Source organism: Pseudofrankia coriaricola (assembly GCF_032027725.1).
In the GTDB taxonomy this organism is placed as follows: domain Bacteria; phylum Actinomycetota; class Actinomycetes; order Frankiales; family Frankiaceae; genus Pseudofrankia.
Genome location: NZ_JASNFO010000033.1, coordinates 83,220 through 101,222 on the forward strand (window position 1 = coordinate 83,220; position 18,003 = coordinate 101,222).

Here is an 18,003-nt window from a genome sequence, read left to right on the forward strand (position 1 = left end):
TGTCGCCAACACTAACAAGATTCGTGGGTGGCGCCAACAAATTTGTCGGACGAAGCGGGGTGGGACCTGGTGGGCGAGAGCTGTGCCCCTGCGGGCGGCGTCGCGGCGGCCGCGACGGATACCGTGGGAGCCACCGCCGCCGAAGGGCTTGCCGCATCCTGGCCGGCCCGGGTGCGCGGGCTCGCCGGCTGGCTGGTGAACAAGACGGCGGTGCACTCGCACCGGCTGACCGCCGAGGCGTTCACCGCCGTTGGCGGCCGCCGCTTCCACTACGCGCTGCTCGCCTCACTCGAGGAGTTCGGCTCGTCGAGCCAGGCGGACCTCGGGCGGCATTGCGGGTTCGACCGCAGCGACGTCGCGACCATGGTCAACGAACTGGTCCAGGCTGGCCACGTCGAGCGTGCGCAGGATCCGGCCGACCGGCGCCGCAACATCATCGCGATCACCCCGGCCGGGCGGTCGCGGCTGGCGGACTTCGACGTGGTCGCCGCCGACCTTCAGGACGTCTTCCTCGCCCCCCTGGACACCCAGGAGCGCGCCGAGCTGATCCGCCTGCTCACCCGCGTCCTCGAGCACCACACCGCTCTGCACGGCTTCGCCCGCGAACCCCACCCGGGCGCCTGAGGCGCCGCCGGGTCAGTGGTTCGCGGTGGCGAGCAGGGTGCCGGTGCTCCACAGGACGGTGGCCTTGCCCGCGCAGGCGGCGGCGAGCAGCGCGCCGTCACGGGAGAACGCCAGGTCGTTGATGGCGCCGTGCCCGGCGGTGAACGCCGCGACCCGTGCCGGGCGGGCCGGGTCGGTGAGGTCCCACAGCAGCACCTGGCCGTCGGCGCCGCCGGTGGCGAGCCCGCGGCCGTCGGCCGTGACGGCCAGCGCCGTCACGGCCTTGCGGTGTCCGGCGAGGTCCGCGACCGGCTCTGGATGGGCCGGGCTCGCGACGTCCCAGAGCCGTGCGAGCCGGTCGCCGCCGGCGGTGGCGAGCAGGGGCCCGGACGGGACGAACCGTGCGGCGTACACGGTGTCGCGGTGCGCGGCCAGCGTCGCCATCCGGGTCGGTTTCGCCGGGTCGGCCAGGTCCCACAGCAGCACGACGTTGTCGTCACCACCGCTGGCGAGGCGCCGCCCGTCCGGGCTGAACGCGACGGTCCGCAGCCCCTTGCGATGGTCGGTCAGCGCGACGAGGAGACTGTCCGCCCCGGAGCGGCGGGTGTCCCACAGAGCGACGATCTTGTCCTGCCCGCCGGAGGCGAGCAGATGGGCGTCCGGGCTGAGCGCGACCGCGCGGATGTAGTGGCGGTGGCCCCGCTCGGTGAAGACCTCCTCCGGCGCGGAGGGGTCGGTGATATCCCACAGCGCGACCCGCATCCCGTCGCCGGTGATGGCGAGGCGGGTGCCGTCGGCGCTTGCCGCCAGCGCGCGGACCCATTCCTGGGTCAGCCGGCCGCCGTACTCGATCACGGAGAGCGGCGCCGGGCGGGTTGGGTTCGCCAGGTCGAACAGCCGGACCCTGCCGTCCTGGGCGCCGCTGACCAGCACCCCGCCAGTCGACGGGAGCACGACGGCGCGCACCGGGGAGTGCTGCCCCTGCAGCTCGGCGAGCACCCCCGGCGTCAGCACCGGCGCTGACGCCGCCGGCTCGGCCGATGCCGCGGGCCGCGCCTCGGCCGGCGTGGTCGTGCCGGCCGAGGGCGCCGCCGCGGCGGACGGCACGGGCATGGCGTCGGCCGGCGTCGCCGGAGCGGCGTTCACGGAGCGGGCGGTGGCCGGGAGGACAGCGAGCTGGCGGCGCAGCCACTCGCGGGCGACCGGGGGCTCCAGGCCGAACAGGTCGAACGACACGGCGCCGGCGAGCAGCGCGGGCCGGCGCAGGTCCTCGACACGGGCCACGACCATCCGCCCGACCGGCACCTCGCCCGCGCCGGTCTCCGGGCCCTGGCCACCGGCCGGGGTGTCGGTGTCCTCGTCCCCGCCGGCCGCCGGCTCGCCGAGGCGCGGCGGGTGCGCGGCCGGGCTGGATGGTTCGCCGGCGTCGTCACCGAGAGCGGCGAGGTAGGCGGCGGACAGGACGACGAGCACCTGGTCGGCGTGCCCGGCGGCGGACCGCAGCGCCACCGCCACGGCTGGAGCGCCCGGGCTGCCGGCGGGCAGCGGCTCGGCGGTGGCCCGCCGGCCCGCGTCCTGCAGCTGCCAGACCAGCCAGTCGGCCCAGCCGCGGTCCTGCTCGGCGAAGCTCACCGCGAGGTCCCAGCGAACCACGCCTGGCGCCGCCGAACCACCTGTCCCACTGCCCGTTGTCACGCCCGCGAGCCTCCCACGTGCCTGGTCACCCGGCCCGGCCGGCCCCGCGTCGGACTAGAGGCCGACGCGGCCCGACGGGTTGTCACGGTCGAACAGCCGCCCCGCGCGCACGTAGCTGTCCAGGGACGAGGCCGAGCGCCACCGGCCCTGCCGCATGATCGCCCGGTCGGCGACGCCGGCGCGGGCGGCGGCGGTGGCGAACCCGGAGCGCAGCGAGTGGCCGGCGAAGTCCGCCGGGTCCAGGCCCGCCGCCGCGGCCCGGCGCTGCACGATCCGGGCGACCGAGCTGGGGTGCAGCCGGCTGGCCCCGACGTGGCCGTGCCGGTTGATCCCGCGGAAGGCCGGGCCGCCCGTGAGCCTCGCGGCGGCGGCCCACGCCTGCCAGGCGCGCACGGGGCAGGTCGGCCGGTAGGAGCCGTAGGCGACGCCGACGAGCGCGCCGGCGCCCTCCTGGTCGGTCTTCGACGAGCGGATCGACAGCACCAGCCCGTCGGCGGTGACCTCGATGTCGGCCACGTCGAGGCCGACCAGCTCGGAACGGCGCAGGCAGCCGGCGAACCCGACGAGCAGCAGCGCCCGGTCGCGGACGGCGGCGAGCGCCGCGGCCGCGCTGCCCGGCACCGCGTCGCCCGCCAACGCGCCCTTCGGCGTCTCGTCGGCGGGTGCGCCGGTGCTGGTCGGCGCGTCGGCGGGTGGTTCGTCGATCGCCGCGAGGACGCGGGTGAGCAGCGACGTCTCCAGCGCCTCCTTGCGGGCGGGGCGGGTGCCGTGGACGCGGCGGATGCCGTCCCACACGGTCGCGACCTCCGGGGACGTCGCCGGGTTGGGCGCCTTCGCGAGCTGGTGGGCGACCGAGATCGCGGCGAGGCGCCGCCGGATCGTCGACGGCTTGTAGCCGGCGTCCGCGAGGGCGGCGATGTAGCCGGCGACGGTCAGCGCGCTCGCCGGCACGGCCGTCGGCACCGTCGGCTGGGCGGCGCACCAGGCGCGGAAGTGCCGCAGGTCGGTGTCGTAGGCCCGCCACGTCGAGGTCGCCCGCGCGGCGCGGGCGTACTGCGTCACCCGGCCGGCCAGCGCCGCGGTCAGGTCCGCGTCGCCGTCCCACGCCACCTCGGCGTCGGCCCGCGCGGGCAGTCTGGCCACCTCGGCGGACTGCTCGCCGCCCGTGGGGTCGGCGGCTGGCTCGCGTCCGGTGGGCATGGGTGAAGTCTTCTCCCCCGGGTCCCGCGTCAGCAAGACCATGGCTGTCAGTCTGAATTGACAAAGTCATGGCTGTCAGTCCAAACTGACAGCCATGGACGTGGGCGATCTGCTGACGCGGGTGCGGGCCGGTGACCCGGCGCTCGGTCTGCGGGCGGTCGGAGCGCTCCACCGGCTCGCCGAGCAGGTGGAGGCGCAGGCCGTCGTGACGGCCCGCGAGCAGGGCTGGTCGTGGGAGCAGATCGGCGACGCCCTGGGCGTGTCCCGCCAGTCCGCGCACGCCAAGCACGGGCGCGCGGCCGGCTAGCCCGCGCCCCGCGCGGCGTCCCTCCGGTGCTTCGGACAGGACAGATTCGGACAGCAGAAAGAGGAGGCGATGGCGGATGCCCGCTCGCTTCGCCGCCGGTGCCCGTGGGGTCGTCGGCGCGGCGCTGGCCGAGGCGCGGCTGCGCGGCGACCGGCGGATCGGCACCGAGCACCTGCTCCTCGGTGTCCTGCACCATCCAGACACCGAGGCGGCGCGCGCGCTCGGGGTGGACCTGCCCGCCGCGCGCTCGGCACTCGCCGCGCTGGACCAGGCTGCTCTGGCCGCCCTGGGGATCGCCGTCGGCGCCCTGGCGCCCGCGGCGCCGGCCGACGACGGCGTGGACCCGTGGCCCGCCGCGCGGGCGCCGGCGTCGGGCGAGCCGGCGTCGGGCGACGATCCGGCCGCTGTTCTCTTCGGCCATGACCGGCAGCGGCCGACGCCGGCGCAGGTCGCCCAGCTGCGCACCGCGCTGAGCTCCGGCGCCCGCGCGGTGCTCTCCCGGGCGCTCGCCGTCGCGCCCACCACCCCGGCCCGCCGCGTCACCCCCGAGCTGGTGCTGCTGGCACTGCTCGAACGCCCGCCTCCGGACCCGGCCGCCACGCTGCTCGACCGGCTCGGCGTCGACCGCGCCGCCGCCCGCGGCCAGCTCGGCGACCCGTCCTGATGAGAACAGACCCGCCGGTCGGCTGGTTGGGACCAGCACGGCCGCCGTGCCCGGCCGCGCCGCCGCCCTGGCCAGCTGGTGGCCGCCGGTTGTCCGCCGTGGGAACCGTGGAAATGCCTTTGACCTCACCTGGAGGTGAGTCCGTAGTGTCCGAACGTGCCGCCCGCGGCCCGGCTGGCCCGCGACGCCCGGCCGCCACCGGCTGTCACACCCGTGCGCGAGCGCTGTCAGCGCCGGCAGCGCCGCCACCCGCACCACCGCTGAGAGGGACCGCCACCGCATGCTGATCCGACTTCTGCGGGCCCACCTGGGGCCCTACCGCGCGCAGCTCGCGGCGCTCGTCACGCTGCAGCTCGCGGCGACGTTCGTGATGCTCTACCTCCCGACGCTGAACGCCGACATCATCGACCGCGGGGTGATCACCGGGGACACCGGCTACATCCTGCGGCTCGGCGGGATCATGCTGGCGATCACGGTCGGGCAGATCGTGTGCTCCGGCGGGGCCGTGTTCTTCAGCGCCCGCACGTCGATGGCGGTCGGCCGGGACGTGCGCGCCGCGGTGTTCGACCGCGTGCAGTCGTTCTCCGCCCGCGAGGTCGCCCACTTCGGGGCTCCGTCGCTGATCACCCGGGCGACCAACGACGTGCAGCAGGTGCAGATGCTCGTCCTGATGGGGTTCACCATGATGGTGTCCGCGCCGATCATGTGCATCGGCGGGATCGTGCTGGCGATCCACCAGGACCTGGGCCTCTCGACGCTGCTGGTCGTCGTCGTCCCGCTGCTGGCGATCATCATCTCACTGATCATCTACAGGATGCGCCCGCTGGGGCGGGCGATGCAGGAGCGGCTCGACACGGTCAACCGGGTGCTGCGTGAGCAGCTGGCCGGCCTGCGCGTGATCCGGGCGTTCGTCCGCGACGACCACGAGCGGACCCGGTTCGGGGTTGCCAACGCGGAGCTGACCGACACGTCGCTGCGGTTCGGCCGGCTGATGGCGCTGATGTTCCCGCTGGTGTTCACCATGGTGAACCTCTCCAGCATCGCGGTCCTGTGGTTCGGCGCGCACCGCATCGACTCCGGGGCGATGCAGATCGGCGCGCTCACCGCCTTCCTCAGCTACCTGATGCAGATCCTGATGTCGGTGATGATGGCGACCTTCATGTTCATGATGATCCCTCGCGCCGAGGTCTGCGCCGAGCGGATCGAGGAGGTTCTCGGCACCGAGACGACCCTGCTGCCGCCGGCCGCGCCGGTCACGCGACTGACCCGGCACGGCGAGCTGGAGCTGCGCGGCGTCGGGTTCCGCTACCCGGGCGCGGAGGAGCCGGTGCTGCGCGACATCAGCCTTCTCGCCCGCCCGGGCCAGGTCACCGCGGTCATCGGGTCGACCGGGGCGGGCAAGTCGACGCTGCTGTCCCTGATCCCCCGGCTGTCGGACGTCACCGAGGGGGCGGTGCTCGTCGACGACGTCGACGTCCGCGAGCTCGACCCGGCGCTGCTCGCCGCCACCGTCGCCGTCGTCCCGCAGAAGCCCTACCTGTTCACCGGCACCGTCGCCTCCAACCTGCGCTACGGCAACCCGGACGCCACCGACGACGAGCTCTGGCAGGCCCTGGAGACGGCCCAGGCCCGCGGTTTCGTCGAGGCGATGCCCGACGGGCTGGCCACGCAGATCGCGCAGGGTGGCACGAACGTCTCCGGCGGACAGCGCCAGCGGCTCGCGATCGCCCGCGCGCTGGTGCGCCACCCGGAGATCTACCTGTTCGACGACTCGTTCTCCGCGCTCGACTACGCCACCGACGCGGCGCTGCGCGCGGCGCTTTCCCGTGAGACCGCGGCCGCGACCGTCGTGATCGTCGCCCAGCGGGTCGCGACGATCCGCGACGCCGACCAGATCATCGTCCTCGACGAGGGCAGGGTCGTCGGCGTCGGAACCCACCACCAGCTGATGGCCGGCAACGAGACCTACCGGGAGATCGTGCTGTCCCAGCTCACCGAACAGGAGGCCGCCGCATGACGAGTCCCAACGGCCGACCAGCCGGTGGGCTGCCGGCGCCGCGCCCCGCCGCCGCGGGCGGCGGCCCCCCGGCGGTCCGGATGATGATGGGTGGTGGTGTCGAGAAGTCGGCGGACTTCAAGGGGTCGACGCGGCGCCTGCTCGGGCTGCTGCGCCCGCAGCGGCGGCTGTTCGTCGCCTCGCTGGTGCTGTGCGCCATTGCCGTCGCCTTCAACGTCAGCGGCCCGAAGCTGCTCGGCCACGCCACCGACCTGGTGCTCACCGGCGTCTTCTCCAGGAACCTGCCGGCGGGCACGACGAAGGCCGAGGCCGTCGACCACCTGCGCGCCACCGGCCACGGCACCCAGGCCGACCTGCTCAACTCGCTGAACGTCACCCCCGGCGCCGGGATGGACTTCCACGCCATCGGCGCCGTGCTCGCCTGGGTGCTGGCCGTCTACCTGCTCGCCGGCGTCTGCTCCGTGCTGCAGGCCCGGCTCACCAACGCCGCACTGCAGCGGGTGCTGTCCCAGCTGCGTACCGACGTCCAGGAGAAGATCACCCGGCTGCCGTTGCGGTACTTCGACCGGGCGCAGCGCGGCGAGGTGCTGTCCCGGGTCACCAACGACATCGACAACCTCGGGCAGAGCCTGCAGCAGAGCATCGCGCAGTTCGTCCAGTCCGTCCTGACGATCATCGGCGTGCTGGCGGTGATGTTCTGGATCTCCTGGCTGCTCGCGCTGATCGCGCTCGTCACCGTCCCGCTGTCGATGCTGCTCGCGGCGCGGATCGGGAAGTTCGCGCAACCGCACTTCGTCAGCCAGTGGCGCACCACCGGCCGGCTCGGCGCCCACGTCGAGGAGATGTACACCGGGCACATGCTGGTGCGGGCGTTCGGCCGGCAGGAGGAGGCCGCCGCGGTCTTCGCCGAGCAGAACCAGAAACTCTACGAGGCGAGCTGGCGGGCGCAGGCCATCGTCGGGCTGATGCAGCCCGCGATGATGTTCATCGGGAACCTGAACTACGTCTTCGTCGCGGTCGTCGGCGGGCTGCGGGTCGCCTCCGGTGACCTGTCGATCGGCTCGGTGCAGGCGTTCATCCAGTACTCCCGGCAGTTCTCGATGCCGCTCTCCCAGGTCGCGTCGATGGCGAACCTGGTGCAGTCAGGGGTGGCGTCGGCCGAGCGGGTGTTCGAGCTGCTCGACACCCCCGAGCAGGATCTCGACCCGGTCGAGCCGGTCCGGCCCGCCGAGCCGCGTGGGCGGGTCGAGTTCGAGCACGTCGCGTTCCGCTACGAGCCGGACAAGCCGCTCATCGAGGACCTGTCGCTGGTCGCCGAGCCGGGGCACACGGTCGCGATCGTCGGCCCCACCGGTGCCGGCAAGACCACGCTGATCAACCTGCTGATGCGGTTCTACGAGGTCACCGGTGGGCGGATCACCCTGGACGGCGTGGACATCGCGACGATGACGCGCGACGAGCTGCGTGCGGCGACCGGCATGGTGCTGCAGGACACCTGGCTGTTCGGCGGCACGATCGCCGACAACATCGCCTACGGCGCCGAGGGCGCCACCCGCGAACAGGTCATCGCGGCGGCGAAGGCCGCCCACGTCGACCGGTTCGCCCGCACCCTGCCCGATGGCTACGACACGGTCCTCGACGACGAGGGCGCCGGCGTGTCCGGCGGCGAGCGGCAGCTCATCACCATCGCCCGGGCGTTCCTCGCCGACCCGCAGATCCTCATCCTCGACGAGGCGACCAGCTCGGTGGACACCCGCACCGAGGTGCTCATCCAGCGGGCCATGTCGCAGCTTCGGGCCGGGCGGACCGCGTTCGTCATCGCCCACCGGCTGTCCACGATCCGCGACGCCGACACCATCCTGGTGATGGAGCACGGCTCGATCGTGGAGCAGGGCACCCACGAGGAGCTGCTGGCCGCCGACGGTGCCTACGCCAGGCTGTACAAGGCCCAGTTCGCCCAGGCCGTCGTCGAGGTCTGAGCGCGCAACCGGCCGCGGGGGGGCCCCCCCGGGGCGGGCGGGCCCCCCCGCGGGAGCCCCCCCCCCCCCCCCGGCCGCGGCCCGCGGGTTGTTGTGTTTTGGGGGGCCCCCCCCGGGGGGGGGGCCCCGGCGGCGGGGGGGGGGCCCCCCCGCGGCGGATCCCCACACGACCCGCGGGCCGGCGTCCCAGGCGGGCGCGGCGTGCAGCCTGGTCTGGGTCATGGGCTCGCCTGGGACCGGGACCTGGCCCGGCGGGCGGCGGCTGGGAGGACGAGCAGGAGGTAGGGGACGGCGGCCGCGGCGAACAGCCAGCGGGCGGACAGGCCCAGCCCGTCGGCGCCCGCGCCGTAGGCCGCGAAGGTGGCGATGCCGACGGCCTCCATGCCGGCGCCGGACAGCGAGGTGACGGTGGCGCGGGAGGTGTCGTCGAGGCTGTCCTGCAGCCGGGCGTCGGCCTGCGCGAGCGCCCAGTAGAAGATCCCGAACGCGACGGCGACGCCGGCGATCCCGACCGGCGCCCCGCTGCCCGCGCCGAGGGCCAGCAGCACCGCGGCGGTGGCCAGCAGCGGAACGAGCCGCCGGCCGCCACGGCCGGCGACTAGGCCGCCCAGCGTCGACCCGGCGGCCACGACCGTCACCAGCAGCGGCACGGCCGTGGGCGCGGCGCCGGTGTCGCGGACGAGCAGCGGCACGTACTCGTCGAGCGCCCCGACGACGGTCAGCGCCGCGGACAGCAGGAGAGCCCGCCGCACCGGCGCCGACCGGCGTACCACCGCCAGTCCTGACCGCAGCACCGCCAGCCCCGGCCGGGCCTCGCCCGCGGTCGCGTCCTCGTCGTCGGCCGGCGCGGTGGAGCCGTCCGAGCCGTCCTGACCGGCCTTCTCCACGTCGTCTGGCTGTGGCTGTTCCGGCAGGGCGCGACCGGCGGCGGCGCACAGGAGCAGCGACACGACGCTGACCGCGCCGACCGCGAGGTAGCCGCCGACGGCGACCAGCGGGCCGGCGAGGGCGGTGGCGAGCAGACCGGCCGCTCCGCCGGCCGCCTGGGAGCGGCCGATCAGCCGCGGGTAGGCCGCCGTGGCGCCGAGCCGGTCGAGCTCGGCGTAGACGAGGGCCTGCAGCGCGCCGGAGCGCAGCGCGACCCCGGCGCCGAGCAGCACGAACCCCACGGCGAACGACCAGAGTGACGGCGCGACCGTCCACAGCGCGTAGCCCGCCGCGTCGAGCACGGGGGCGAACGTCAGCAGCCGGCGCCGGGAGACGACGTCCGCCCACACCCCGGACGGGATCTCCAGCAGGAACGTCGTGGCTGACCACAGGGCGAACAGCGCCGAGATGCCCGCCGTCGACACCCCGCTGTCCGCGAACAGCAGCGCGTAGAGGGCGTAGAACGGCACGCATTCCTCGAGGAACGCGTACATGTACAGCCGCCGCGCGAGGGCCCGCTCGGGCCGCGCGGCGCTTCGTCGCCGGCTGGGTTGCCATTGGTGGGATCAATGTCGCCAGGTCATGGTCAGCAACCTATGGCCAGCCAGGCCCGGGCCAAAGGCATTTCTGTGCGCGCCGTTGGCCGGAATCCGGCGGCATCTGGCGTTCTGGCCACTGCTCGGGCGGTTGTGGCGTCGCTAGCGTCGTGATTCGACCCCGACGACCCGTGGAGAGACCGATCCGTGGCCAAGATCCTGCTCAGCCTGCATGTGCTCGCCGCGATCCTCGCGATCGGGCCGGTGGCGGTGGCCGCCAGCATCTTCCCCCGCTACCTGCGGCTGGCGGCGGTGGGTCCGGCGGACGGCCCGGCCGCGGGTGTGGCGCGGGCCCTGCACCGGATCTGCCGGGTCTACGCGCTGCTCGGGATCGCGGTGCCGTTCTTCGGCCTGGCCACCGCCGGCCCGCTGCACGTCTTCGGCGACGCCTGGGTGATCATCTCCATCGTGCTGACCGCCGCCGCGGCCGCCCTGCTCGCCGCCGTCATCCTGCCCGGCCAGCGCCGGGCGCTCGCTACCCTTCCCGAAGCCGCGCCGCGACCCGCCGCTGGCGACGACGAGCCCGCTCCGGCCGCCGCGGTCGCTCCGGCGGGCTCCGCCAGCTCGGCCGATTCCGGTGGTTCCGCCGGTTCGGTCGCCGTCGCGTCCCCTGCCCGGGTGGCGACCGACGCGTCGCCGGTGCTGTCCCGCGCGGCCGCCCGGCTCGGGATGACCACCGGCATCTTCAACCTGCTCTGGGCGGCCGTCGTCGTCCTCATGATCGTCCGCCCGGGCTCGACCACGGGCGTCTGACGGCCCGTGGGCCGACGCCGGGTCAGGCCGCCCTTTCAGCCTCAGGAGCGCGGAAGGCCCGGCGGTAGGACTGGGGGCTGGTGCCGACGAGGCGGCGGAAACGGTCGCGGAACGTGGACGGCGAGGTGAAGCCGACCCGTTCGGCGATCCACTCGATCCCGTGGTCGGTGGACTCGAGCAGCTGCTGGGCGCGGCGCAGCCGGGCGCGGGCCAGCCACTGGGCTGGGGTGGTGCCGGTCTGCTCACGGAACCGCCGCGACAGGGTACGAGTCGACAGGGCGCCTTGTCGGGCGATGGCGTCGAGGGACAGCTCCCGGTCGAGGTTGTCGGCGAGCCAGCGCAGCAGCGGCTCCAGCGAGACCCCGTCGGGCGCCGGCGGCTCGTGCGCGATGAACTGCGCCTGCCCGCCGGCACGCTCCAGGGGCATGACCGAGATCCGCGCCGCGTCGGCGGCCACGGCCGACCCGAAGTCGGCGCGGACCATGTGCAGGCACAGGTCCAGCCCGGCCGCCGCCCCCGCGGAGGTCAGGATCCGGCCGCCGTTGTCGACGAACAGCACCTCCGGGTCGACATCGACCCCGGGGTAGCGGGCCGCGAGTTCCGCCGTTCCCAGCCAGTGCGTCGTCGCCCGCAGCCCGTCGAGCAGCCCGGCCGCGGCGAGCAGGAACGCGCCCGAGCAGACCGAGGCCACCCGCGCCCCGCGACGGGCGGCGCCGCGCAGGGCGTCGACGACGACCGCCTCGACGGGGAGGGCCGGGTCGGCGGCGCCGGGCACCACGACCGTGTCGGCCTCGGCGAGCGCGTCCAGCCCATGGCGCGCCCGTAGCGTGAACGTCCCCGCGTCAATGTCGGCTCCTGGCCGGGCCGCGCAGACGACGACCTGGTAGGCCGGCCGGCCGTCGGCGAGCCGGGCCCGCCCGAACACCTCCACCGGCACCGCCAGGTCGAACGGAACCACCCCGTCGACCGCCAGCACCGCGACCAGATGCCGGCCGGCCGATCCCGCTACCGGGACGGGACGGACCACTGGCGCCGGCTCGACCGCTCGGCGAGACGCCTCCCCGGAGGCGGGCTGGCCGGTCCTTGGGAACGTCGTCATGGCTGGAACCTAGCCGACCGCCGGGTTCCAGCCATCTCGCCGCCACGGCCCTGCCATGATCTGGTGTGTTCGTCCGTGCTCCGGCCCCGAAAACGTGCTCCGGCCCCGAAAAATCCACCAGATCATGGAGGCCCCGCGGCAGGCCTGGCCCGCAGTGGCGACCGGCCAGCCTCCGGGTGGCACACCACCGTCCTGGCGGCCCCCGGTGGCTCTGATCTCCGTCCGGGTTTCCGCATGCGGACTGGTCCAGGGGCCGCCGAGAAAATCGGGAGAGGGAACGCGGCCGAGGCGCTACAGTCACCCGCGTGACGCAGCTGGGTGAGCGGGCCGGGCCGGGCGACGGGGCGGTGGCGAACCGGGCGTGGTGGGACGAGCGGGTGCCGATCCATCTCGCGAGCGACTACTACGACCTCGACGAGTTCCTCGCCGAGCCCGACGTACTGCGCGCCTTCGAGACCGACGAGGTCGGGGACGTCACCGGTGCCCGGCTGCTGCACCTGCAGTGCCACATCGGCCTGGACACCCTGTCCTGGGCGCACCGCGGCGCGACGGTCACCGGACTGGACTTCTCCGCCCCGGCGGTCGACGCGGCGGAGGCGCTGGCCGCCGAGCTGACGCTGCCGGCCCGGTTCCTCACCGCCGACGTCTACGACGCGGCGGACGTCCTCACGGGTGAGACGTTCGACATCGTCTACACCGGTATCGGCGCGCTCAACTGGCTGCCGGACATCGCCCGCTGGGCGGGTGTCGTGGCCAGGCTGCTCGCCCCCGGTGGCTTCCTCTACCTGGCCGAGACCCATCCGGTGCAGGACGTCCTCGACGACGAGTCGGGCTCGACGTTCGACCTCGACTACTTCGACATCGGCCCGATCGTCTGGGAGGAGGAGGGCAGCTACGCCGACCCCGACGCGGAGACCGACGCGAACGTGACCGTCGAGTACCACCACACCCTCGGGTCCGTTGTCTCGGCGGTCGCCGGCGCCGGGTTGCGCCTGGAGTTCCTCCACGAGCACGACTGCGTGCCGTCCCAGCGGTTCGACACCCTGGTCCACGGCGACGACGGCCTCTACCGGTTCCCGCCCGGCACCCCCCGCGCCCCGCTCCTCTACTCCCTGCGCGCCACCAAGCCCTGAGCGGTCCGCCCGGCCCCTGTTCGTCCACGCGAGCCCGCCCCGCGGCGCACCGGGTCAGAGGGTCCGGATCACCCGGGCCGGGTTGCCGACGGCCAGCACGTTCGCCGGCAGGTCACGGGTGACGACGGCGCCGGCACCGACGACCGAGTTCTCCCCGATGGTGACGCCCGGGCTGACGATGACGCCGCCGCCGAGCCACACGTTGTCGCCGATGGTGATCGGTTCACCCGCCTCGCGGCCGATGCGGCGCAGGACCGGGTCGAGCGGGTGGGTGGGTGTGAGCAGCTGGACGCCCGGGCCGATCTGGACGTCGGCGCCGAGGCTGATGCGGGCGACGTCGAGCAGCACGGCACCGGTGTTGACGAACGTGCCCGGGCCGATGGTCGTCTGGTAGCCGTAGTCGACGTGCAGCGGCGGGAGGATCTCGACCCGGTCCCCGACCTCGCCGAGCAGCTCGCCGAGGATCTCGGCGCGCAGCTCCGGCTCGTCGGCGCGGGTGGCGTTGTACCGCTCGCGCAGCCGCGCGGCCCGCAGCCGGTCGGTGGCCAGCTCCTCGTCACCCGCGTGGTAAAGCTCCCCGGCCAGCATCCGCCGCTTCTGTTCGGACACCGCCCGCACCGCCGCGGTCTGCTCGGGCATCGCCGTCTCGCCTCCCTGAATCCCCGGCGGACGCGGGGCCGGCACCCGTCCGGCCCCGCCTGGCACCGGCACGCTACGCCCATCCGCCGCGGCGGTCCGCCCGGTTCAGGCGACATCCGCCGGTTTCAGATCCCGATCAGGTAACGCGCGAGGGCGTCGGGCTGTGACAGCGCCATCAGGTGACCACCGGGCAGCACATCAGCCTCCACGCCCACACGGTCGCGTGCCACCCGCCGTTGGAAGTCCACCGGGAAGAAACGGTCGTCGGCTCCGGCGACCACCCTGACCGGTATGGCCGGCCAGGCGTCGAACGCGCAGACGGACTCGAAGACGGCGTCGCCCTCGTCGCGCTGATCCTCCCGGATCGCCGCCGCGTCCTCGGCGCAGATGTCGTGCAGGAAGTACGTCTCAAGGTCGAACTCGGCGCTGTAGCCACCCCGTTCGGCCGCGGCGGCCAGCGCCTGGGCCTGCCCGGTGTTGTCCCACCAGGCTCCCGGCGTCTCGCCCGGAGCCGGGATCATCGCGTTCACGAACACGAGCGCGGCCACCGGGACCGCCTCGGCGACCAGCGGTGCCGTGAACCCGCCGAGGGACTGCGCGACGACCACCACGTCGTCCCGGCCGTCGACCGTGGCGCAGACCAGCTTCGCGTACTCCGCCAGCCCCGCATCCGGACCGGTGCCGGTCAGGTCCACGGCGACCGCCTCGTGCCCGGCCTCGCGCAACAGCGGAACCACCCGATGCCAGTACGCGGCCACGCCCCCGGCGCCGGGAATCAGCGCGAAGGTCCGCGGCCGCGCCGGCATCGGAGTCCGCCCACTCGACTCGATCATCTCGTCCTCCGTTCCTGGGTTCTCCGGGTGTAGACCCGAAGCCGGGGTGAGACTCATCGCCGGTGCGGTGATGGTGGATGGTGGGTGGCGGGTGAGCGGAACGGCGCGCGGGACGACGCCCGTCGAGACCGGGCTGGGTCAGGGCACCAGCAGCCACCGCCCCCGCTGTCCCCCGCCGGCGACCTTGCCGTACGCCGCCGCCTCGGTCAGTGGCACCCGGCCGGCCACTCTCAGTTCCAGGACGCCGGCGGCGGCGAGGGCGAACAGATCGGCGAGCTGGGAGCCGTCGGGCTGGACGTTGACGATGGCGACCTCGATGCCCCGCTCGGGTGTGGCGGGAGACGCCGAGGTGACGCCGACGAACGTCCCGCCGTCGCGCAGGGCGCCGAGGGCCGCCGCGTGCAGGACGGCACCGTCGACGACGGCGTCGAACGACGGCTCCGGCAGCCGCGTGACCAGCGCGCGGGCCCCGGCGCTCAGCACGAAGTCGCGGTCGGACTCGCGGGCCAGTCCGGTGACGGCCCAGCCTGCGTGGGCGGCCAGCGCGACGGCGTACCCGCCCACAGCCCCGGCGGGGCCGAGCCGGTCCACCAGCTGCGCCGCGGTCGAGGCGTTGAGCGGCAGGGAAGCCGCGCCGACCGGATCGAGCCCGTCTGGCAGCCGCGCGGCGGTCGCCGCCGGCACGACGGTCTCCTCCGGGTGATTCGGTCCGACACCGGGGCGGGCGGGTGCCGTGCCTAACCAGCGGCGGGGGTGGCAGGTCTGCCCGTGCCCGATGCTGGTGCCGCCGGTGGCGAGGACAAGGGTGAGGGCATCTGGGTCTGGAAGGTCCCAGGCCCGCTGTCGCACGCGGACACTTGACCGCAGGTGGCCGCCGTCGCCTGGGCGAGCAGCGTGCCGGTCGAGCTGTAGGCGTAGAACGTCAGCGGCATCTGGCCGATGGCCTGGTACTGGGCGAGATCCGGGGTCGTGACCTGGATGCGGGTGATGAACGCGCCGGTCGCGGGCTCGAAGGGGACGACGACGGCGTCTCCGGTTGGAAGCGCGGCGACGAGCAGGGCGACCTGCGGGGACACCTGGCCGGCGGCCCACTGCCGCGCATTCCATTCGCCCAGCCTGCCGGACCCGTCTTCGCCGGAGTTGAACACCTCGACGGGGGTTGCTGGCGGCCGGGTCAGGTCGTGCCGGCCGGGCGACCACAGGAGAGGGCCGTTCAGGCCGGAGAAGTCGGGGACGCTCCCGGAGCCGGTGAAGGTCCGGCACGACCCGCCACCGCCAGCGTCGGCGACGAGGACCTGCAGGCCCCATCGGTCGGCGACGGCGACGAACAGGCGCGCCGCGTCCGGCGGCAGCTGGGCTTCGTAGGGCGTAGCGCAGCCGGCGTCGACCTCGTCGCGCTGAGCGTCGGTGAGGGTCAGCAGACGGGGGGTGTCGACGTAGCGCAGGTGGAGGGGCGGGCCGCCCGCGGCGGCGGGGACCTCGGTGGGGATTGCCGGCGCGGCGCCGCGGACCACGGTGGGGGACCCGGCCGCGGGCCGGATCGTCGTCCGGCTGTCCGCGCGGCCGCCGGCGAGGACGCCCGCCCCGATCACGACGGCGGCCAGGACGGCGGCGCCGGCCGGGACGGCGACGGCGAGGCGGCGGCGGCGCCGGGCGGCGGGCGCCGCGGCCAGCGCGGCGGGCAGCAGCTCGGCGGGCGGGTGGACCTCCAGCTGGCCGGTCGCCGAGCGCAGCCAGCGGGCGGCCGCGTCGTCGGAGCTGCCGGACGGGGTGTTGGTCATGGCGTCTCCTGCCGCGGGACGACGGGGCGTGTGACGCGGGACGGGGCCGGTGGGGCGGTGGGGCTGGCGAGCGCGGGGTGGGTGCGCAGCTTCGCGAGGCCCTTCGCCGCCTGGCTTTTCACGGTGCCGGCCGAGCAGCGCAGGAGCGCGGCGACCTCGGCCTCGGGCAGGTCCTCGCAGTAGCGCAGCACGACGACGGCCCGCTGCCGCGGTGGCAGCGTGGCGAGCGCGGCGGCGAGTCCCGCCCGGTCCTCGACGGCGGCGAGCTGCGGCGACGGTTCCGCCCGCTCCGGCGGCACGTCGACGAGGACCTGGCGGACCCGGTGGCGGCGGAACCGGCTGGTGTTGGTGTTGACCATCACCCGGCGGGCGTAGGCGTCGGGCCGGTCGTGGCCGCGGACCCGCGGCCAGACCACGAACACCCGGGTCAGCGTCGTCTGCGTCAGGTCCTCCGCCTCACCGGCGTCGCCGGTCAGCAGGTAGGCGAATCGCAGCAGCCCGGCAGCCCGCGGCGTGAAGTACGCCGTGAACCCGCCGTCGTCGCCCTCGTCTGTGCGCAACACGACCTCCCTCGCCTTACAGAGGCCGGCGGGCCGTCTCCAGGTTGCCCGGTTTTCCGAACTTTCCGATCCCAGGTGTGGGATGACCCCGCTGTTCTGGATCCACGTCGCGCCTTACGGCGAGGTGTCGCTACCCGAGGTCGTGCAGGTCGGAGAGGCGGAGGGTGACGGGGAACGGCTCGGCGGTGGTGAGGATGCCGCCCGGGTCGACGGACGCGTCGTCCTGGTATTCGCCCGTCGCGAGGTCGAGACGCAACGCGGTGATGGCCGGGCCGGTGCGCGGGGACGGGTCGATGATCCAGTAGGTCGGCACGCCGATGCGGGCGTAGATGGTTCGCTTGACGAGGCGGTCGAAGGTTCTGCCGGACGGGGAGAGCACCTCGACGGCCAGCACCGGCACGCCTGTGTACGGCCGGTCGAACGCGGCGGCGACGTCGGCCTTGCGCAGTACCACGACATCCGGCTCGACACTGCCGTGGCGCCCTGTCCGGATGGCCGGCGACGAGCCGAGGACGAACAGGTCCGGCGGGCAGGCGGCGGTCAGCAGCATCGCCAGCCGGGTGACGACGACCTGGTGCGGCATGCCGGGCGCCGGGCTCACGACGAGCATCCCGTCGATGAGTTCGTAGCGGTTGCCGTCGCCGCCGGGGATGCGGTCGAGATCGTCGACGGTGAAGCCACCCGGGCGGGAGACCAGCAGGGTCCCGTCGACGATCTCCGCGTGGCCGCCCTCGTCGGACAGGTCGGCGAGGTCGTCGGCCGTGAACCCGTCCGGGCCCGGTGCGGGGAACAACCACGGGTCGGGCGGGGGCGGTGTTGGCGGTGGAACGGCCATGACCGACATGGTGCACTCCTCGGGGCCAGGGACATGGGGCAACGGTGCGCGCCGGCCGGGTACGGCCGCCACCAACATCACGAAACTGTGGATGCGTGCCGGTTGTCCACGCCCCCGCCCGCGCGACTGTGGTCCCAGGGTGGTCCTACGACCTGTGGCGGGGCTGGGCGCGGCAGGCCGGGCGGTCACCGCCTGGCCCTCCACCGCGGCCGCGACACCGCCGACGTACAGCGGTTCCTGACGGATGTTCGCGACTCCGGCCCGATGATCCAGGGCCCGGATGCAGGATCCGTGATCACCGCGAGGGCGCCGGCGTACCGGTCGGCGGTGGGGACGCCGGCAGGACGCGGGCGAACGCCGTGACCGGGTCGACGACTCCAAA

Annotated in this window: 17 protein-coding genes; 7 read left to right on the forward strand and 10 right to left on the reverse strand. The window is 74.5% G+C overall.

From position 1 onward, the window contains the following. Nucleotides 1–69 precede the first annotated feature (69 nt). Nucleotides 70–624 (forward strand): MarR family winged helix-turn-helix transcriptional regulator, encoded by a 555-nt coding sequence (locus tag QOZ89_RS18700; RefSeq protein ID WP_312624352.1) that lies wholly within the window; start codon nucleotides 70–72, stop codon nucleotides 622–624. A gap of 12 nt (nucleotides 625–636) precedes the next feature. On the opposite strand, the gene QOZ89_RS18705 is transcribed toward QOZ89_RS18700, so the two are convergent. Beyond that, nucleotides 637–2,256, reverse strand: a complete 1,620-nt coding sequence (locus QOZ89_RS18705; protein ID WP_312624353.1) for a toll/interleukin-1 receptor domain-containing protein — start codon at nucleotides 2,254–2,256, stop codon at nucleotides 637–639. Nucleotides 2,257–2,352: 96 nt separating this feature from the next. Continuing rightward, nucleotides 2,353–3,498 (reverse strand): tyrosine-type recombinase/integrase, encoded by a 1,146-nt coding sequence (locus QOZ89_RS18710; RefSeq protein WP_071052591.1) that lies wholly within the window; start codon nucleotides 3,496–3,498, stop codon nucleotides 2,353–2,355. Between the two features lie 94 nt (nucleotides 3,499–3,592). Here QOZ89_RS18710 and QOZ89_RS18715 point away from each other — a divergent pair, with 94 nt between their 5' ends. The 4 genes from QOZ89_RS18715 to QOZ89_RS18730 all read left to right on the forward strand — a co-directional run bounded on the left by QOZ89_RS18715 (nucleotide 3,593) and on the right by QOZ89_RS18730 (nucleotide 8,465). Then, nucleotides 3,593–3,805, forward strand: coding sequence for a helix-turn-helix domain-containing protein (locus QOZ89_RS18715; RefSeq protein ID WP_071052593.1), 213 nt, complete (start codon nucleotides 3,593–3,595; stop codon nucleotides 3,803–3,805). A 76-nt stretch (nucleotides 3,806–3,881) separates the two neighbouring features. Further along, the gene (locus QOZ89_RS18720; protein WP_071052594.1) at nucleotides 3,882–4,469 is read left to right on the forward strand and encodes a Clp protease N-terminal domain-containing protein; all 588 of its coding nucleotides are present in this window, start codon (nucleotides 3,882–3,884) and stop codon (nucleotides 4,467–4,469) included. Nucleotides 4,470–4,749: 280 nt separating this feature from the next. After that, nucleotides 4,750–6,486 (forward strand): ABC transporter ATP-binding protein, encoded by a 1,737-nt coding sequence (locus tag QOZ89_RS18725; RefSeq protein ID WP_312624354.1) that lies wholly within the window; start codon nucleotides 4,750–4,752, stop codon nucleotides 6,484–6,486. Further along, complete coding sequence (locus QOZ89_RS18730) at nucleotides 6,483–8,465, forward strand: ABC transporter ATP-binding protein (protein ID WP_116271759.1); 1,983 nt, start codon at nucleotides 6,483–6,485, stop codon at nucleotides 8,463–8,465. Before QOZ89_RS18725 ends, QOZ89_RS18730 begins: the two co-directional genes overlap by 4 nt. Nucleotides 8,466–8,683: 218 nt before the next feature. On the opposite strand, the gene QOZ89_RS18735 is transcribed toward QOZ89_RS18730, so the two are convergent. Continuing rightward, nucleotides 8,684–9,886: an MFS transporter gene (locus QOZ89_RS18735; protein ID WP_312624355.1), complete on the reverse strand. Its 1,203-nt coding sequence runs from the start codon at nucleotides 9,884–9,886 to the stop codon at nucleotides 8,684–8,686. 249 nt (nucleotides 9,887–10,135) lie between these two features. Here QOZ89_RS18735 and QOZ89_RS18740 point away from each other — a divergent pair, with 249 nt between their 5' ends. Continuing rightward, nucleotides 10,136–10,741 (forward strand): hypothetical protein, encoded by a 606-nt coding sequence (locus QOZ89_RS18740; protein WP_071052598.1) that lies wholly within the window; start codon nucleotides 10,136–10,138, stop codon nucleotides 10,739–10,741. A 22-nt stretch (nucleotides 10,742–10,763) separates the two neighbouring features. On the opposite strand, the gene QOZ89_RS18745 is transcribed toward QOZ89_RS18740, so the two are convergent. Beyond that, nucleotides 10,764–11,840, reverse strand: coding sequence for a GlxA family transcriptional regulator (locus tag QOZ89_RS18745; protein WP_312624356.1), 1,077 nt, complete (start codon nucleotides 11,838–11,840; stop codon nucleotides 10,764–10,766). 305 nt (nucleotides 11,841–12,145) lie between these two features. On the opposite strand from QOZ89_RS18745, the gene QOZ89_RS18750 reads away from it, so the two are divergent. Further along, complete coding sequence (locus QOZ89_RS18750; protein ID WP_312624357.1) at nucleotides 12,146–12,973, forward strand: class I SAM-dependent methyltransferase; 828 nt, start codon at nucleotides 12,146–12,148, stop codon at nucleotides 12,971–12,973. A gap of 54 nt (nucleotides 12,974–13,027) precedes the next feature. Here QOZ89_RS18750 and QOZ89_RS18755 read toward each other — a convergent pair whose 3' ends face one another. From QOZ89_RS18755 to QOZ89_RS18780, 6 genes are all read right to left on the reverse strand, one after another. Continuing rightward, on the reverse strand, nucleotides 13,028–13,612 hold the full coding sequence (locus QOZ89_RS18755) for a sugar O-acetyltransferase (RefSeq protein ID WP_312624358.1): 585 nt from the start codon (nucleotides 13,610–13,612) through the stop codon (nucleotides 13,028–13,030). Nucleotides 13,613–13,737: 125 nt separating this feature from the next. Then, on the reverse strand, nucleotides 13,738–14,445 hold the full coding sequence (locus QOZ89_RS18760; protein WP_312624359.1) for an alpha/beta fold hydrolase: 708 nt from the start codon (nucleotides 14,443–14,445) through the stop codon (nucleotides 13,738–13,740). A 138-nt stretch (nucleotides 14,446–14,583) separates the two neighbouring features. After that, nucleotides 14,584–15,129, reverse strand: a complete 546-nt coding sequence (locus QOZ89_RS18765; protein WP_312624360.1) for a zinc-binding dehydrogenase — start codon at nucleotides 15,127–15,129, stop codon at nucleotides 14,584–14,586. Between the two features lie 53 nt (nucleotides 15,130–15,182). Continuing rightward, a complete protein-coding gene (locus tag QOZ89_RS18770; RefSeq protein ID WP_312624361.1) occupies nucleotides 15,183–16,226 on the reverse strand; it encodes a hypothetical protein in 1,044 nt (347 codons plus the stop codon). Next, nucleotides 16,223–16,786 (reverse strand): SigE family RNA polymerase sigma factor, encoded by a 564-nt coding sequence (locus tag QOZ89_RS18775; RefSeq protein WP_312624362.1) that lies wholly within the window; start codon nucleotides 16,784–16,786, stop codon nucleotides 16,223–16,225. The genes QOZ89_RS18770 and QOZ89_RS18775 overlap by 4 nt, the downstream gene beginning before the upstream one ends. A gap of 130 nt (nucleotides 16,787–16,916) precedes the next feature. Next, nucleotides 16,917–17,630 (reverse strand): Uma2 family endonuclease, encoded by a 714-nt coding sequence (locus QOZ89_RS18780; protein ID WP_312624363.1) that lies wholly within the window; start codon nucleotides 17,628–17,630, stop codon nucleotides 16,917–16,919. Between the last annotated feature and the right edge of the window lie 373 nt (nucleotides 17,631–18,003).

What these genes read in the sequence shown, in the direction of transcription:
- QOZ89_RS18735 (WP_312624355.1), bottom strand. Translation starts at nt 9,886, where the DNA reads ATGTACGCGTTCCTCGAGGAATGCGTGCCGTTCTACGCCCTCTACGCG.
- QOZ89_RS18780 (WP_312624363.1), bottom strand. Translation starts at nt 17,630, where the DNA reads ATGTCGGTCATGGCCGTTCCACCGCCAACACCGCCCCCGCCCGACCCG.
- QOZ89_RS18715 (WP_071052593.1), top strand. Translation starts at nt 3,593, where the DNA reads ATGGACGTGGGCGATCTGCTGACGCGGGTGCGGGCCGGTGACCCGGCG.
- QOZ89_RS18730 (WP_116271759.1), top strand. Translation starts at nt 6,483, where the DNA reads ATGACGAGTCCCAACGGCCGACCAGCCGGTGGGCTGCCGGCGCCGCGC.
- QOZ89_RS18770 (WP_312624361.1), bottom strand. Translation starts at nt 16,226, where the DNA reads ATGACCAACACCCCGTCCGGCAGCTCCGACGACGCGGCCGCCCGCTGG.
- QOZ89_RS18720 (WP_071052594.1), top strand. Translation starts at nt 3,882, where the DNA reads ATGCCCGCTCGCTTCGCCGCCGGTGCCCGTGGGGTCGTCGGCGCGGCG.
- QOZ89_RS18710 (WP_071052591.1), bottom strand. Translation starts at nt 3,498, where the DNA reads ATGCCCACCGGACGCGAGCCAGCCGCCGACCCCACGGGCGGCGAGCAG.
- QOZ89_RS18745 (WP_312624356.1), bottom strand. Translation starts at nt 11,840, where the DNA reads ATGACGACGTTCCCAAGGACCGGCCAGCCCGCCTCCGGGGAGGCGTCT.
- QOZ89_RS18755 (WP_312624358.1), bottom strand. Translation starts at nt 13,612, where the DNA reads ATGCCCGAGCAGACCGCGGCGGTGCGGGCGGTGTCCGAACAGAAGCGG.
- QOZ89_RS18760 (WP_312624359.1), bottom strand. Translation starts at nt 14,445, where the DNA reads ATGATCGAGTCGAGTGGGCGGACTCCGATGCCGGCGCGGCCGCGGACC.
- QOZ89_RS18725 (WP_312624354.1), top strand. Translation starts at nt 4,750, where the DNA reads ATGCTGATCCGACTTCTGCGGGCCCACCTGGGGCCCTACCGCGCGCAG.